Genomic DNA, 15,174 nt, shown 5'->3' with positions numbered 1-15,174 from the left:
GGCGGTGAAGGAAATCTGTCCGGGCAGAAGGTCGGGAAAAGTGGTTCTTCCCACGCCCGGCGAATAATTTTTCTCGGTTCGGGAGAATGGCGCAGATAACGTGGAGCAAATCCGTGCGACGTTTTGCTCGGCTCGCTGGGAGTTGGGCATTCGCACCCCCAAGGAGCCTCCAGCTGCTATTTTGCGTCTTGAACCGAATCCAAGATCGCCCTGCGAGTTAACGAAAAGAACCCCTCACTTCGTCTTTTCAGACTAGTGAGAGGCTCTTTTTCTCATGTGCGCGAGGGGGGACTTGAACCCCCACGCCCCGAAGGGCACTGGCACCTGAAGCCAGCGCGTCTACCAATTCCGCCACTCGCGCATGATTCCCGCTCTCGCGGCAACAAGAAATAGCTTACACGCACTTTTCGCCGTTCGCCTAATCAGAGGGCCCACATGTGCTTAGCGCCACATGAAACCTTTTGGGCCGTTGGGGCGTTGAATATGATGCCCGTCGTTCCTTCAAGGATATTTCCGGGAATTGCACAGCTGTAAACAGTAAGATCGATAATGAAGTTCTGTGTCTCGAAGGCATCAGACTAAGACCGCAAGGCCTTGAAACGCCGTGGACTACAGGAAAGGAGCACACGCAATGAGCTTTCTCGACAACGTCGAACGAGGCTTAGAGAAGGTCGTCACCAGCTTCTTTCGTGGCACCAGCACCGCAGACATCAAGCCGGTTGAACTCACCAGCGCCCTGCGCAACGAAATGGATCGTGGAATTCTTGCGATCAGCGAGGGCCGCAGTCTTGCTCCGAACGATTTCATCGTCTCGTTGAGCGACAAGGATTTTGCAACGGCCAAGTCGTGGGGCTCACCCGTAGTCAACGAGATGGCTAAGGTGACCGCGGAACATGCCGTAAGCCAAGGCTATTCGGTCCAAGGAAACATCATGATTCATTTCGTGAATTCCCAGGAGCTCAAGCCCGGCGAAATGGAAGTTTCCGGTTCCATCAAGGACTCCAGCGCTAACTCGGTAGCTTCGGCTCCGGTCAAGGCAAAGGCCCCCAAACCGCAGCAGGACCAGGGCGCCGCAGCTGCGGATCCCAAAACCACCGCACAACCACGCCCTACTCCCCCACCGGCGGCGCCAGCAGCCGCTCCGCTTCCCAAGCAGGCGGTTGTCGAGGTAAATGGGCAACGCTTCGCGCTTCATCACCATTCGATCGTGCTTGGGCGCTCGGCGAGCACCGACATCCCCGTGGATGACACCGGCGTTTCGCGGCAGCACGTCCGTTTCGAAACGAAGGGCAAAGGCGCTTATGCCGTCACCGATCTAGGTTCAACCAACGGCACCTATGTGGACGGTAAAAAGATTTCGGGCGAGACGCGTATATTGGACGGTTCGATCATCACTATCGGACAGACCAAGATAGTCTTTCGCCTAATTACGCCTAGCAACGGAGGCCGTGCATGAATGATCTGGTTCTCAACCTGTTCCGACTTGGCTTTCTTGTCTTGATTTGGCTGCTCGTGCTGAGCATCGTCGGTGCGATGCGCCGTGACTTGGTGATCGGCACGCGAGCTCGAACCGGAGCACCTAGCGCCCGGGCACTGAAAAAGAATCCAGAACTTGCCGAACCAGAGATCAGCACGCGCAAGGCAGTACATACCCTACAGATCGTTGAAGGCCCCCTGGCCGGGCGCAGTATCCCGTTGCAGGGCCAGCCGATCCTGTTCGGTCGCGCCCAGGATGCCACCGTGGTACTTGAAGACGACTATGCCTCGGGCCGCCATGCCCGACTTTTCCCACAGGGTTCGCGTTGGTTCATCGAAGACCTTGGCTCCACCAACGGCACCTTCGTAGGCGACAGCCAGCTCACCCGCGCGCAGCCGGTCGAACCGGGACAGCGCATCCGCATCGGGAAGACTGTCCTGGAATTGAAGGCCTAGCCAATGGCTTTAAAGTTTAAGTTCGCGGCGATGTCCGATGTCGGACGCGTGCGCAAAAAGAACGATGACTCCGCTTACGCGGGAGAATATCTTGCGGTACTCGCCGACGGCATGGGCGGACACGTCGGTGGCGATGTGGCCTCGGCATCCACCGTGCTAGATCTGGTGCATCTTGACCATCGATACACGGCAGACCCGCAAAATGCGCTTCCCGATGAAATTCAGGCGGCTAATCTGGTTCTCAACGAACTAGTGGGCGCGAACCCGAAGCTTTCGGGAATGGGCACCACCGTCACCTCGCTGTTGCTCTCTGGCCAGACCCTGCACATGGCGCACATTGGCGACTCCCGCGCATACCGGCTGAAAAACAACGAGTTTGAACAGATCAGCCGTGACCACACGTTCGTGCAGCGGCTTGTCGAAGAGGGGCGCATTCAACCCCACGAGGCGGAGACCCACCCGCATAAGAACGTGCTGTTGCGCGTGCTCGGCGATTCGGATGCCTCCCCCGAACTGGATGTGCAACAGCTCGAGGCAACCGCCGGCGAACGCTGGCTGCTGTGCTCCGATGGGCTAACCGATGCGGTAGCCGTGCCCATTATCGAACAAATCGTGCGTGGCACCGCAGATATGGATGCGGCCGTCAATGAACTCGTGGCCACGACCTTGCGCAATGGCGCCCCGGATAACGTCACGGTGGTGCTCTTTGAGCTGGTCGAGGTCGATGAATCCGAAGATGCCGAACCCTCGGTTCTCGAGCCGGCCCCGGATACCGGACAGCTGACCATCGCCGCCGAAGGCGATGTTGAGGCGAGCGCGTCGGTCCTGCGCCATGAAATTTCCCAGCGCCCCCACCTCCTGGTCGGAGCCGCGCAGCTTGCCACACAGACCGGGCAGATACCGGTGGTCACCCAGCACACCGGTGAGCGTCGCGCCGCCGCGTTGCTGACGCACCGCTCCCCTGCTGCCGGCGAAATCCTCGATCCGCTCGAGTCGCGGGTTCCGCACCGCCGTTGGATCATGCCATTGCTGCTGACCATGATCACCCTTTTGGTGATCGGGCTCGGGGTCTGGGGTTATCTGTGGACACAAACCCAGTTCTACGTTGGCGCTGTCGGAGATAAGGTCGCCATCTACAAGGGCGTACCGCAGGAGCTTGGCCCCATCTCACTATCCGAGGTTGATACGGTCAGCAATATCCCGCTCGAAGCCTTGCCAGAGTATTCGCGTCAACGAGTGGAATCTTCCATTCCGGCAGACAGCCTTGAACACGCAAGCATGATGATTCAAGAGTTGCTGGTGACAGCGAAACAGAATTGTCCGGTCTTGGCGCCAGGTACAGACGGTGCCAGCGACGACCTTCCACTTCCGCCAGCCTACTGTCAGGAGATCATGCGATGAGCGAACTGCACACCGCACCGGTTCCACGGCGCAACCTTGAGCTGGTCCTGTTGCTGCTGGCCTTGAGCGTCGGCGCCGCTGCCTTCTTCCTCGTCGGAAGTTCCTCGGACAGCGACGACACTAAAGACTTCTTTGTGCAGACCGGGGTTTTGGCTGGACTCGCGCTGTTGCTGCACATCATGCTGCGCATCTTCGCTAAATATGCCGATCCGGTAATACTTCCCATTACGGTGGCCTTGAATGCTCTTGGCCTAGCCATGATCCACCGTATTGACTTGGCCAAAACCACAAGTCAGTCGATGCGGCAGCTGCTTTGGACCGCCATCGCGGTCATCATCGCCGCCATCGTTCTGTGGGCGATTCGCGATCATCGAGTGCTTCGCCGATTCACCTATATCGCCTTGTTGGCATCCATTATCTTGCTGCTGCTGCCGATGATTCCCGGGTTCGGCGTGACCATTAACGGTGCCCGCATTTGGGTTCGGCTCGGCGCATTCTCGATGCAGCCCGGTGAGCTGGCAAAGATCACCTTGTCGATCTTCTTTGCCGGATATCTTTCCTCCAACCGAGATCTGATCTTGATGGCCGGGCGTAAAATCGGCCCGTTGCAATTGCCGCGCCGTCGCGATATGGCCCCGATGGTGGTGGCCTGGATCTTGTCCATCGGAGTGCTGGTGGTCCAGCGCGACCTAGGTTCCTCGATTCTCTTCTTCGGCCTGTTCATCGTGATGATCTATGTGGCTACCGCGCGCATCTCCTGGGTGCTGATCGGCTTGCTCATGGTCGCGGCCGGCGGTGTCTTCGCAGCCACCACGATGAGCCACGTGACCCGGCGCGTCGATGTTTGGCTAAATGCCTTCGACCCGGAGATCTACCAGGCCAGGGGCGGCAGCATGCAGATTGTCGAAGGGCTATTCGGCATGGCCGATGGTGGCCTCTTCGGCACCGGCTTAGGCGAGGGATCCCCATACCGGGTGCCGCTAGCGAACTCGGATATGATCATCGCTTCCTTCGGTGAAGAGCTCGGCCTGATCGGCCTGACGGCAATTATCCTGCTGTACATGCTGCTGATCAGCCGCGGTTTACGTGCCGCGTTGGGTTCGCGTGATACCTTCGGCAAGCTGCTTGCGGCGGGGCTGTCCTTCACCCTGGGGCTGCAGTGCATCGTCATCATCGGCGGCGTAACACGTTTGATTCCACTGACCGGTCTGGCCACTCCATTTATGGCTGCCGGCGGCTCCTCCTTGCTCGCCAACTGGATCATCATCTCCTTGCTGCTGATGATTTCGCATAACTCGCGCCGACCGATGACCGGCGGCGTGGGACCAACCGACGAGATTGCGACCCCGGGAGCCACGACCCCTAAGGCGGTGAAGAACGTATGAATCAAGCCATTAAGCGCGTCTGGATCGCGCTGACCATGATGTTTGTAATTTGCCTGGCGGGATTGAGCTACATCCAGTTCTTCAGCTCCGAGAAACTTGCCGAGAACTCGTTGAATAAGCGTCAGCTCTTCCGCGAGTTCGACCTGCCGCGTGGTGCCATTTTGGTCGATGGCAAGCCCATTGCCGAATCGGTACCCACCGACGACGGTCAATTCACCTATCAGCGTCGGTACAACGACCCCCAGCAGTACGCTCACCTAACCGGTTACTACTCCTTGGCCAATGGCAGCACACACCTGGAGTCAGAGCTCAATGACTGGTTGACCGGCAGCAGTTCCGACCTCGTCTTTGACCGGCTCACCGCGATGTTCACCGGACAGACCGCGGAAGGCGCATCGGTCGAGTTGACCATCGACGGGGAACTGCAAAAGCAGGCCTACGAGATGATTCCCGATGGGTTACGCGCCACCATTGTCGTCACGGACCCGAAAACCGGTGACATTCTGGCCATGGCTTCGAAGCCAAGCTACGATCCAAACGATCTGGCGGTGCATTCGACCTCTGCGGCGGCGGAGAACATGAAGGAGCTGACCGGCGTTTCGGGCCTCAGCCCTTACGTCAACCCGGCAATCGGCCATCTGGTCGCACCGGGTTCCTCCTTCAAGATCTTGAGTACTGTGGCCGCACTCGAATCCGGGGAATACGATCTGGATACCATGTTGGACAACCCAACCAAGGTCACCCTGCCCGGGACCAATACCCAACTTGGCAACTTTGAAGAAGGCATCTGTGCGCGCCGCCCGCAAGCGCAGTTGGAGTTCATCTTTACCCAGAGCTGCAATACGCCTTTTGTTGGCATCAGCGAGAAGCTCGGAGCGGAACCCTACGAGGACGTCACCGAACGCTTCGGCTTTGGACAGCAGTTGAACATTCCGCAGTCCGTCACTGCCAGCGAATTCCCCACCGGAATCACCGCTTCGGAGTTGGCCATGTCCACCATCGGGCAATTTGATACCAAGGCCACCCCTTTGGAGATGAACATGGTCGCCATGGCTATCGCCAATGACGGGGTAATCATGCAGCCAAATATGGTCGATAAGGTCATAGCCCCGGATTTGCGTGTTATCGAAGATCCGAAGCCGAAGGCTTTCTCAACGGCTACTACCAAAGAAGTTGCCAATACGGTAGCTGATTTGATGAAGGGACCGGTCACCTCCGGAACCGCGATGAACGCTGCGGTACCGGGTGTAGACCTGCGAGCCAAGACCGGTACCGCACAGGTCCGAACCGAAGACGACGGAACCCCGATCGTGAATTCCTGGATTACCGGTTTCGCGCCGGGAGACGATCCGCAGGTTGCTATCACGGTCAATATTGAACAAGTAGATTACAACACCGGCCACAACACGGCCGGGTCACTGATGAAGAAGATGACAGAGGCGGTGTTCAACAAGTGAGGCCAGTAACGGGCACCACCTTGGGCGGTCGATACAAGCTGACCGACCGCATCGCGATCGGTGGCATGGGCGAGGTCTGGAAGGCACGAGACCAGGTTCTCGGGCGTCTAGTAGCGATCAAGATCCTTAAAGAGGAGTACACGGACAACGAGAGTTTTTTGACTCGTTTCCGCGTCGAAGCGCGCCACACGGCGCTGCTGAACCACTCGGGCATCGCCGGAGTCTTCGACTACGGCGAGGAGCAAGGCTCCGCCTACTTGGTCATGGAACTCGTTCCGGGCCCGCCGCTTTCGACGATCATCGAACGCGAGCGCAAGCTCGACGTGGACCGCACCTTGTCGCTGATCGCTCAAACCGCGCGTGCCTTGGCCGCAGCCCACGAGCACGGCTTGGTTCACCGCGACGTGAAGCCGGGAAATATCCTGGTCATGCCTACCGGCGTGGTGAAGATTACCGACTTCGGCATCGCACGTCTGGCCGACCAGGTCCCGCTGACCGCCACCGGACAGGTAATGGGCACCGCCCAGTATCTGGCCCCCGAGCAGGCTACCGGGCAGATCGCCACCGGCAGCTCGGATATCTACGCGCTGGGCGTCATCGGTTACGAATGCCTTGCAGGGCGTCGCCCATTCACCGGTGAATCACAGATCGCCATCGCCTTGGCCCAGGTCAACGACGCGCCTCCGGCCTTGCCGGATTCGCTTCCGGCGCCAGTGCGCCAGCTGATCATGTCGATGCTCGCCAAGAACCCGGCAGACCGTCCGGCGAACGCCAACGCGTTGGCCGACGCCGCCGAAGCGCTGCGCAAGGGGGACACCAACACCGCGACCATCTCCGTGCCCGGCATGCTGATTACCGGTGTGCAAGATGATGCCACCCAGGCGCTGAACATCGATGATGACGCCACCCGCGCGGTGACCCCGGTCGAAACCGCTCCGCCAATGACCGACGCCATGCCGACCGTAGTGGCACCGGCCGAAGCCGGGCTAGCCGCCGCAGGCTATGATGACGAAGGCTTCGACGAGCATCAGATAGACCGTCAAGACGACTATGCCGAGGAGAAGCGCAACCCGTGGATCATTCCATTGGTGGTTGTCATCGTCCTGGCCGCGCTCATCGCCCTCGGCGCTTGGCTGATTCCCAAGATCAATTCTTCAAATGAGGAGCCGACCGTTCCGCCGGCTAGTACCACGGCCTCTGTGGAAAGCTCCGAGCCGAGCGAGGAAACCACCGAGCCAAGCGACGAGACCAGCGAACCTAGCGAGCAGACCACCGAGTCAAGCGAAACAGCCCAGTTCGTCACCGTGCCCTCCGGCTTGGTCGGTCAGGACATCGACACGGTGACCAGCGAGTTGAATTCGCTCGGATTGGAAGTAGCTGCCACGGCCACGGAAACTTCCGAGGCCGAGCCGGGCGAAGTCTTGTCGGTTTCCCCGACCGGCAGCGTTGAACCAGGTTCCACCATCAACGTCAGCTATGCCAAGGCTCCCGAAATGACCGAGGTTCCCGCGGTAACCGGCATGAGCTATGAGGCAGCGCAGAAGCTGTTGCAGGACTCCGGACTCGCCGTGACTAAGGGTGGGGAAGAGTACGACTCCTCCGTAGCGGGCACGGTGCTGAAGCAGACCCCTGTCGAAGGCACTCAGGTCACCCCAGGTTCGCGTGTCTCCTTGGTACTTTCCTTGGGCCCAGAGCCTGAGGAAACCCCCTCGTCGACGCCTAGCACCACACCAACGTCAAGCCCTACCGAATCACCAGCACCAGAAGAAACAGGCACAAGCGAAGCACCATGAGTGAATTTGATGCATTGCCGCCAGGCTTGCCCCGGCTGATCGCCGACCGCTACGAAATTCACTCGTTGATCGGCCGTGGAGGCATGGCCGACGTTTATTTGGCCACCGATCATACGCTCGCGCGCAAGGTCGCGGTGAAGGTCCTGCGGCACGACACAGCGGATAATCCGATGGTGGTCAATAGATTCCGTCGCGAGGCGAAATCGGTAGCCGGGCTGAGCCACCCAAATATCGTCGCAGTGTATGACACCGGTGAACTGCCGGCTACCGAACGCAGCAATTCCACCTCTCCGTATATCGTCATGGAATATGTTTCCGGACGAACCTTGAAGCAGGTACTGAGCGAAGAGCAAGTCGACGAACAGTATGCGGTCGAACTAATTCGCGGCGTATGCGATGCGCTAGATCATTCGCATATGAAAAATGTGGTGCACCGCGATATCAAACCGGCCAACATCATGTTGACCGATGAGGGCCACGTGAAGCTCATGGACTTCGGGATCGCCCGAGCCATGGACACCTCAGCGACGATGACGCAGACCGCCGCGGTGGTTGGCACCGCGCAGTACTTCTCTCCCGAACAAGCGCGTGGTGAGTTGGTGGACTACCGTTCGGATATTTACTCCGCCGGTTGCCTCTTCTACGAGTTGATCACCCATCAGCCTCCTTTCACCGGGGACTCCCCAGTTTCAGTCGCCTACCAACATGTCGGCGAGAGCCCCGTTCCGCCGAGTGAGGTCAACAGCTCCCTGCCGGAAATCTATGACCCGGTGGTGCTCAAATCCCTGGCCAAGGAACGGGATCAACGCTTCCAGTCCGCCGGAGCCTTTGCCGCGGCCCTGGAAGATGCGCAAAACGGAATTGAATACCGAGATGAGTCGGCCACGATTCTCGCCGCTACCGTGCCCTTCTACGAGCGTGCAGAAGACAGTTCCCCACCTCGACACCCGGTCACCAGCGAGCACCCGGTCTTTTCCTCCCGTTCAGATGCTAGGGAGACCGAGCCCCGGGAGCATCGGTCGAATCGTGGCTTGATTTGGTTGTTGACCATCATCGCCTTGATCGCCGTGGGCATCGCCAGTTTCCTGGTCATTCGATCCCTGCAGGCGGAGGCAGAACAGCGCGCGCCAGTGGCAGTTCCCGAGGTTAAGAACCTCTCCGAGGAGGATGCGACGCGATTGCTGAATGATGCGACCTTCAAGGTGAACGTCGAACATGAATTCAGCGACGACATTGACGAGAATAAGGCCACGCGCACCGACCCGAATGACGGGACGGATCTTCCCAAGGACTCCACCGTGAAGCTTTTCATCTCCGATGGATCCGAGGATCGGGTTATCCCTGAGTCCTTGGAGAACCAATCCGAGGTAGCTGCCCGCGATGCAATCCGCGAAGCAGGGCTGGTCGTAGGCGAAGTTAGCCGTGAAAACCACCCGAGCATCCCTACCGATTGGGCGATTGGTACCAGCCCTGAACTCGGCTCGAAGGTCAAAGCGGGCTCGACCGTTGACCTGATTCTTTCAACGGGTATGGTCAAGGTTCCAGACGTCACCGGGATGAGCCGCGATGAAGCGGAAAAGGCACTGACATCAGATGACGTCGGACTGCGCGCCCAGTTCGTTGAGGTCGAAAGCGATGAAGAGCCAGGCACCCTCTTCTTGCAAGATCCTGTCGCCGGAACGGACGCCCCCCAGGGATCGCTAGTGAAGGTATCAGAAGCGATTAAACGAGCCGAGCCCACTCCCAGTGAAACGCCTACGTCCTCGGAACCTGCCGATGATTCGGAAGAATCCGAGGAAACTGACGAGCCAGAAGAAGCTACTTCTCCGACGCCGGAATCTTCAAAGCCTCCTCAGTCCACACGTGGACCGGGGAATGGAAATGGCCGAGGCAGAGGAAACCAAGAGGGGTAACTACTCGCCGCTAAATAGTGGACTAAGGGTTGCGGCTTTGCCGGCCGCGCCCTGCAGACCTACGAACTCCAACCAGTTGCCGAGCATCTGGTAGCCCTGTTCGGTGAGCACGGATTCGGGATGGTACTGCAGCCCCCACAGCGGCGCGCTGCGATGCGCCAACCCCATGATGACTCCCCCGGCGGTCTGCGCGATAATTTCCAAAGACTCCGGAATGCTCTCGCGTATGGCAGCGAGCGAATGGTAGCGCGTGGCGGTAAATGGATTAGCCACGTCCTTGAAAACCGGATGGTTTTCATGGCTGACCAATGAGGTCTTTCCATGCATCAGCTCTTCGGCATGCGTAACCGTGCCTCCATAGGCTTCGGCTAGGGCCTGGTGGCCCAGGCAGACGCCGAGCATCGGCTTGGCGTGCGTACCGCACCATTTGATCAGGTCGATGCTCACTCCAGCTCCAGCAGGATCCCCTGGTCCGGGAGAAATCAGTACACCGTCGTACTCGGAAGCAAGGTCGGTCGCCTGCTCGAGGCTGATCATGTCATTGCGGTACACGGTGGTTTCCGCGCCGAGCTCTTGAAGATAACCGACGAGGGTGTAGACGAAGCTATCGTAATTGTCGATTACGAGGATCTTGGTGGTACTCACAGGGTTATCTGGCCAATCGTAGAGTCGGTAAACGGGCTGTATTGCGACAGCCATGGGAAAACATACACCATCAGCAACAACACGACCGCGGCGATCAGGATCAATGCCTCAATAATGCGTAACCAGACCGGTCCTGGCAGATTTCGAAAAATCCATGCGTACATTATTTCTCCCTAGCTTGTGGCGTCTGCAACGAGTTCCCGAATTTCCTTGGGCGGGCCGGCATCTAGTGGGCGCCAATCGGTCAGCTCGGAATAGGCAATGATGCGTTCACGAGTGCTAAATGGTGGGTGGCAGCTGGTCATCGTGAGAATTGATTCCGTGGGCTCAACGCCCCACTGATGGGGCGTTGGAAGCAGAACGTCGCCATTGGACGGAGCAACGATTTCAGTGTCAAACCAGGTGTAGGTGTAATAGCCTTCCTTGGTTTGCAAGTAGACATGGTCCCCATTATCCAATTTATCGATATCCCAAAAGACCTGCCCGTGGGTTTGGCGATGAGCGGCGACCGCAAAATTTCCTTTTTCTCCCGGCAACTGGGTATTCGGATAGTATCCGATTCCGAGATTATCGATCACGGAGCTCTGCACACCGTAGCTCACCGGATGGTGAGTCCCGTCTTTACCGAAGGTTGGGAAGTACATGATTCCGAAGGTGTCCCCCGGAGCAGCTTCGGCCGTCGGAGCTGGACCGTAATCGATATCCTCTTCTTCTTCGACGCCTTCTTCGGGAATCACCACATCGCCTAGGTCTTGAACTAGGTTTTGTGTGACTTCTTTCTGGGCATTTGCAGAATCGATATTCGTCCACCAGAGTTCCCAGACGACATAAAGCATCAGGACGATGCCCAAGGTAATGAGCAGTTCACCGAGGAATCCAGTGACCCTGCCTCCGACAGTTTGCTTTTCACGGGCCATTCTTCGCCCGGGCGCGGACGCTACACGATTCACTACGGTGATGCTCCTTTGGGCGATCGGGCACTAAAAGTCGGGTGAACTTCCGTGAACCGTAAATCAATGGACAACGCACATTACGGCTAGTATGGAATCTACGCAGGAAATCGATGCGATCGTTCGTTCATTACCTGCCCCAAGCCTACCGGGAAGACCTGAGAGTCTCCCACATTTACTACACTATGCGGATGAAGCCGAGGGAGCGTTCTAGTGCCAGAGTCTAAGCCACGACGCAAGAACAAAACACAGTCCCAGCAGACAGCACAAGGCGCCCATGCGGTGGATAAGCCCATGCCTAGCTGGTACAAGCCAGTGATGTTCGGCTTGATGCTGCTGGGATTGGTTTGGATTATTGTTTATTACATTTCGCAGACACTATTCCCAATCCCTAGCATTGGCGGTTGGAACATTGTCATCGGCTTTGGCATTGCCATGGTCGGCTTTTTCATGACGACTGGCTGGAAATAGCATTTAGTGACTGACGGTTTTTAGGCCGATTACGCAGCCGATCAGCCCGACAATAAAGAACACTTTCAGCGCTGAGAATGCTTCTTGACCGGTCGCTATTGAATAGATGACAGTCAGAGAAGCCCCAATCCCCACCCAGACCGCATAAGCGGTTCCGGTGGGGATTTCTTTCATTGAGTAGGCTAGCCCGCCCATTGAAATCACTAGCGCAGTGAAAAAGATAATTGTTGGGACGAGTTTTGTGAGCCCGGAGCTCATCCCCAATGCTGTAGCCCAAACCGCTTCAAAAAGCCCCGAGATCACGAGAATTAGCCAATACATGCCAGTTACCTTACTGGCCGTCTTAGCTGTCGTTCCGGGTACGGCTCCCTCGTCCGGGAGTGGGCTTGCTGCCGACTCCCCCTCAGATTAGCAAATCGAGCCCGTTTTGCTCTGCGGCGTTGAGCAATATGGACCCGAGCCGGTCAAGCGCAGGTGAATCCACCGACCAGCGCTGCCAGTACAAGGGGACGTCGATGAACCAACTATCGTCGAGCACCTTCAGCTCCGACGCTAAGCACAATTGTTGCTCAGGCACCATTCCCCAACCCATGCCGGCGCGTATTGCATGGACAAACTGCGAAGAATCCGGGACGTAATAAATAGTTCCAGTAGGTCGCTTCTTTGAGCTGTCAATACGCTCAAGCATTTGGTGCTGGAGCGGGTCTTCTCGATCAAAAAGTACTATCGGCATTTGCGACAGATCCTGGGCAGTCCACGTGCTCAGTAAGTTTGGCGCGGCGACCGCACGGTATCGCATAGCCCCCAGTCGTTGGACGGAACATCCCTGCGCTACTTCCGGGCTGTTAGTCACCACGCCACTGACCCGTCCGGTGCGTAGAAGTTCCATGGTGAGATTTTCGTCGGTGCGTAGAATCTCGCAGCTAAGTTGCGGCCACCGAGTCAGTTCGGTGAATACGGGAGCAAACCAGGTCGCAAGAGAATCGGAATTTACGCCGATCGAGAGCGTTATTTTGCCCTGTAGCACCTCGTCTCGCATGAGTTCGTGGCTGAACTCTGTGCCCAACAAGGAAATCTGTCTAGCATAGCGCAGAACTCTTGCGCCCTTCTCCGTTGGTTTAACTGGCCGACTGCGCACCAGCAATATTGAACCGAGTCGACTTTCCAAGGCTTTTATACGTTGGCTGATTGCGGACGGCGTCACTCCAAGGTCGATAGAAGCATCGTCAAAGCTGCCTGAATCCACCACCGCAAGAAGAGTATCTAGGTGCTCGAGATCAAGATTCACATTAGAAATACTAATGCAGCATCAGTTTTTTAAGTTCGACAGCGAAGAAGAGTTTCTTTTACGGTTACCCCATGATCCACACGTCAGCAATCCTCGGCTTCTCCACAGGAATCCTCGGCTTCTCCACAGGGCTTTCGCTAATCATTGCCATCGGAGCGCAGAACGCCTTTCTTCTTCGCCAAGGAATCAGACGAGAACACGTACTACTGACGGTATGCATCTTCGCTCTGTCAGACATTTTGTTGATCCTTGCAGGCGTGTACGGAATCGGGGCCATCATTGAGCGCGCACCATGGATTCTCACTTATGCGAGGGTAGGAGGGTTCATCTTCCTTGCTTGCTATGCAATTTTCGCGTTGCGTCGGGCAATTTCTCCGGGTGTTCTGAGTACATCGAACTCATCGGAGCCGACCGCCAGGATTTCCGTCGCACTAGCCACGTTGGCGTTGACTTGGCTTAATCCGCATGTCTATGTGGATACCGTGCTGCTGCTAGGCTCGGTGGCGGTAACGCAGGCCGAAGGGAAATGGCACTTCGCCGGTGGTGCGATAGCCGCCAGCATTACCTGGTTCGTCGCGCTTGGCTACGCCTCAAGGTTCTTAGCGCGAGTGTTCTCCAGCGCCAAGTCTTGGCGCGTTCTTGACGGGATCATCTGCGTTTTCATGGCCATTTTTGCCGTCTTGCTAGTACTACCGCTTTTTGGCTAGGCACGTCAGATATCCACAGTATTAACAGCTTATCCACACACCCTGTGGAGAACAGTCACGCTTACTTGTTCACAACTTTATCCACAGGTGTGGATAACACTGCGACTACATGTACAAATCAAGGAAAAGGCCTACTCATGGCCGAATAAAGACTGTGGAATCACATGCTTGTAAGTTATTAACACTGTGGATTACTCGTGTGGACATCTTGCCCGTATCGGCAATGTCCCCAAAATTGGCCGATTCGCTTAAAGATTCGAACAAGCGATCGCACCCCCTATGCACCTTCGTAATATTGCTATCTACAGGCCCTGTTTAAAAGTTATCCACAAATGTGGGTAAAGCTGTGCGTATTCAATACCTCGGATGGCATATCCGCGGAAGTTCAGTGGTTTCGGGGGAGGGGGATTGACCTCTAAGGGTGAGTTACACGGGTGTAAGTTATTAACAGTGTGGATAAATTGTGTGGATAACTCGGGCCTAGAGAATTCGAACTAGCCCATCGGCCATTTGACCGCTGCCGCGGAAAGATATATCGCCAAGGCAACAAGTATCGTCATAATCCCCAACAACGTGAACTGAATCTTCGAACGTTGTGGATTACGAGGCACCAGAACGATGCAGGCGGCAGCTAGCGCGCCAATCACGGCGCCACCTAAGTGTCCTTGCCAGGAGATCCCCGATACGACGAAGCCGAGCACAACATTTAGCGCCAGCACGATACCCATTTGCCGCAGGACTTGCTTGTTGGTACGGAAGACGACGAAGAGAGAAAGGAAAAGTCCCGCCAATGCGCCCGAAGCACCCAAGGTGGCACTCAGCGCGGGGCTAAGCAACAAGATCCCCAGTGAGCCGCCTAAAGCGCTGAGCAGATACAACCAGCCGAAGCGGGCCCGCCCCAAGCGAGGCTCTAGGAATACACCACAGAGGTAAACTCCGTACATGTTCATTGCTAGGTGGAAAATGGAACCAGTTGAGTGAGCAAATGCGCTAGTGATCAGGCGCCAGGGTTCCCAACCAGCCAGCGCCGGCACCAGCACCATACTCGCGGTGGTTCCCGGGATGACCCACTGGGCAATATAGGCCACGACGTTGAGTGCGATCAACGAATAAGTGATAATCGGGGCGCCTTGGCGTGCTCGTGCGCCGAATTCGGTGCGCTGTGTAGGAATGTTCCTGTTTGCTTCGTTGACGCATTCCACGCACTGTACTCCGACCGGCGCAGGAACCTG

Annotated in this window: 15 protein-coding genes and 1 tRNA gene; 9 read left to right on the top strand and 7 right to left on the bottom strand. The window is 57.0% G+C overall.

The window, feature by feature from the left end; genetic code table 11:
• Nucleotides 1-277 precede the first annotated feature (277 nt).
• Nucleotides 278-361: transfer RNA gene (locus tag ACT3UQ_RS09795), tRNA-Leu, on the bottom strand.
• A gap of 270 nt (nucleotides 362-631) precedes the next feature.
• Between ACT3UQ_RS09795 and ACT3UQ_RS09790 the strand changes: the two genes are divergently transcribed.
• Genes ACT3UQ_RS09790 through pknB form a run of 7 tightly spaced genes read left to right on the top strand, consistent with a single transcriptional unit; the run spans nucleotide 632 to nucleotide 9,881 of the window.
• A complete protein-coding gene (locus ACT3UQ_RS09790; RefSeq protein WP_096282932.1) occupies nucleotides 632-1,456 on the top strand; it encodes an FhaA domain-containing protein in 825 nt (274 codons plus the stop codon).
• Nucleotides 1,453-1,932 carry an FHA domain-containing protein FhaB/FipA gene (locus ACT3UQ_RS09785; RefSeq protein WP_096282931.1) on the top strand — a complete coding sequence of 160 codons (480 nt, stop codon included), beginning with the start codon at nucleotides 1,453-1,455 and terminating at the stop codon, nucleotides 1,930-1,932. The genes ACT3UQ_RS09790 and ACT3UQ_RS09785 overlap by 4 nt, the downstream gene beginning before the upstream one ends.
• A gap of 3 nt (nucleotides 1,933-1,935) precedes the next feature.
• Nucleotides 1,936-3,333, top strand: a complete 1,398-nt coding sequence (locus ACT3UQ_RS09780; RefSeq protein ID WP_096282930.1) for a PP2C family protein-serine/threonine phosphatase — start codon at nucleotides 1,936-1,938, stop codon at nucleotides 3,331-3,333.
• A complete protein-coding gene (locus ACT3UQ_RS09775) occupies nucleotides 3,330-4,718 on the top strand; it encodes an FtsW/RodA/SpoVE family cell cycle protein (RefSeq protein ID WP_096282929.1) in 1,389 nt (462 codons plus the stop codon). Before ACT3UQ_RS09780 ends, ACT3UQ_RS09775 begins: the two co-directional genes overlap by 4 nt.
• Complete coding sequence (locus tag ACT3UQ_RS09770) at nucleotides 4,715-6,175, top strand: penicillin-binding transpeptidase domain-containing protein (RefSeq protein ID WP_444637051.1); 1,461 nt, start codon at nucleotides 4,715-4,717, stop codon at nucleotides 6,173-6,175. Before ACT3UQ_RS09775 ends, ACT3UQ_RS09770 begins: the two co-directional genes overlap by 4 nt.
• Complete coding sequence (locus tag ACT3UQ_RS09765) at nucleotides 6,172-7,968, top strand: protein kinase domain-containing protein (protein WP_444637050.1); 1,797 nt, start codon at nucleotides 6,172-6,174, stop codon at nucleotides 7,966-7,968. The genes ACT3UQ_RS09770 and ACT3UQ_RS09765 overlap by 4 nt, the downstream gene beginning before the upstream one ends.
• Nucleotides 7,965-9,881, top strand: coding sequence for a Stk1 family PASTA domain-containing Ser/Thr kinase (gene pknB / locus ACT3UQ_RS09760; RefSeq protein WP_105650538.1), 1,917 nt, complete (start codon nucleotides 7,965-7,967; stop codon nucleotides 9,879-9,881). Before ACT3UQ_RS09765 ends, pknB begins: the two co-directional genes overlap by 4 nt.
• Here the strand turns inward: pknB and ACT3UQ_RS09755 are convergent, their stop codons facing one another.
• The 3 genes from ACT3UQ_RS09755 to ACT3UQ_RS09745 are packed head-to-tail and all read right to left on the bottom strand — an operon-like array spanning nucleotide 9,882 to nucleotide 11,476.
• Nucleotides 9,882-10,526, bottom strand: a complete 645-nt coding sequence (locus ACT3UQ_RS09755; RefSeq protein WP_444637049.1) for an anthranilate synthase component II — start codon at nucleotides 10,524-10,526, stop codon at nucleotides 9,882-9,884.
• Nucleotides 10,523-10,690 (bottom strand): hypothetical protein, encoded by a 168-nt coding sequence (locus ACT3UQ_RS09750; protein ID WP_181148310.1) that lies wholly within the window; start codon nucleotides 10,688-10,690, stop codon nucleotides 10,523-10,525. The genes ACT3UQ_RS09755 and ACT3UQ_RS09750 overlap by 4 nt, the downstream gene beginning before the upstream one ends.
• A gap of 9 nt (nucleotides 10,691-10,699) precedes the next feature.
• Entirely contained in the window at nucleotides 10,700-11,476 is a 777-nt protein-coding gene (locus tag ACT3UQ_RS09745) for a class E sortase (RefSeq protein ID WP_105554064.1), read from the bottom strand.
• A gap of 213 nt (nucleotides 11,477-11,689) precedes the next feature.
• Here ACT3UQ_RS09745 and ACT3UQ_RS09740 point away from each other — a divergent pair, with 213 nt between their 5' ends.
• Complete coding sequence (locus ACT3UQ_RS09740) at nucleotides 11,690-11,947, top strand: cell division protein CrgA (protein ID WP_096282923.1); 258 nt, start codon at nucleotides 11,690-11,692, stop codon at nucleotides 11,945-11,947.
• A gap of 3 nt (nucleotides 11,948-11,950) precedes the next feature.
• Here the strand turns inward: ACT3UQ_RS09740 and ACT3UQ_RS09735 are convergent, their stop codons facing one another.
• Complete coding sequence (locus ACT3UQ_RS09735; protein WP_105569324.1) at nucleotides 11,951-12,268, bottom strand: DMT family transporter; 318 nt, start codon at nucleotides 12,266-12,268, stop codon at nucleotides 11,951-11,953.
• Nucleotides 12,269-12,350: 82 nt separating this feature from the next.
• Entirely contained in the window at nucleotides 12,351-13,235 is an 885-nt protein-coding gene (locus ACT3UQ_RS09730) for an ArgP/LysG family DNA-binding transcriptional regulator (protein ID WP_444637048.1), read from the bottom strand.
• Nucleotides 13,236-13,306: 71 nt separating this feature from the next.
• Between ACT3UQ_RS09730 and ACT3UQ_RS09725 the strand changes: the two genes are divergently transcribed.
• The gene (locus ACT3UQ_RS09725) at nucleotides 13,307-13,942 is read left to right on the top strand and encodes a LysE/ArgO family amino acid transporter (RefSeq protein WP_444637047.1); all 636 of its coding nucleotides are present in this window, start codon (nucleotides 13,307-13,309) and stop codon (nucleotides 13,940-13,942) included.
• A 494-nt stretch (nucleotides 13,943-14,436) separates the two neighbouring features.
• Here the strand turns inward: ACT3UQ_RS09725 and ACT3UQ_RS09720 are convergent, their stop codons facing one another.
• Nucleotides 14,437-15,144, bottom strand: coding sequence for a rhomboid family intramembrane serine protease (locus ACT3UQ_RS09720; protein WP_444637046.1), 708 nt, complete (start codon nucleotides 15,142-15,144; stop codon nucleotides 14,437-14,439).
• Nucleotides 15,145-15,174 lie beyond the last annotated feature (30 nt).

The organism is Glutamicibacter sp. AOP12-B1-11 (assembly GCF_052379245.1).
Lineage (GTDB): Bacteria > Actinomycetota > Actinomycetes > Actinomycetales > Micrococcaceae > Glutamicibacter.
The sequence above is the reverse complement of the archived record's forward strand: the minus strand, read 5'-3'. Positions and strand labels throughout refer to the sequence as shown.

Coding starts and splice junctions, on each gene's coding strand:
- ACT3UQ_RS09790 (WP_096282932.1), top strand. CDS start 632: ATGAGCTTTCTCGACAACGTCGAACGAGGCTTAGAGAAGGTCGTCACC.
- ACT3UQ_RS09785 (WP_096282931.1), top strand. CDS start 1,453: ATGAATGATCTGGTTCTCAACCTGTTCCGACTTGGCTTTCTTGTCTTG.
- ACT3UQ_RS09780 (WP_096282930.1), top strand. CDS start 1,936: ATGGCTTTAAAGTTTAAGTTCGCGGCGATGTCCGATGTCGGACGCGTG.
- ACT3UQ_RS09775 (WP_096282929.1), top strand. CDS start 3,330: ATGAGCGAACTGCACACCGCACCGGTTCCACGGCGCAACCTTGAGCTG.
- ACT3UQ_RS09770 (WP_444637051.1), top strand. CDS start 4,715: ATGAATCAAGCCATTAAGCGCGTCTGGATCGCGCTGACCATGATGTTT.
- pknB (WP_105650538.1), top strand. CDS start 7,965: ATGAGTGAATTTGATGCATTGCCGCCAGGCTTGCCCCGGCTGATCGCC.
- ACT3UQ_RS09750 (WP_181148310.1), bottom strand. CDS start 10,690: ATGTACGCATGGATTTTTCGAAATCTGCCAGGACCGGTCTGGTTACGC.
- ACT3UQ_RS09735 (WP_105569324.1), bottom strand. CDS start 12,268: ATGTATTGGCTAATTCTCGTGATCTCGGGGCTTTTTGAAGCGGTTTGG.
- ACT3UQ_RS09725 (WP_444637047.1), top strand. CDS start 13,307: ATGATCCACACGTCAGCAATCCTCGGCTTCTCCACAGGAATCCTCGGC.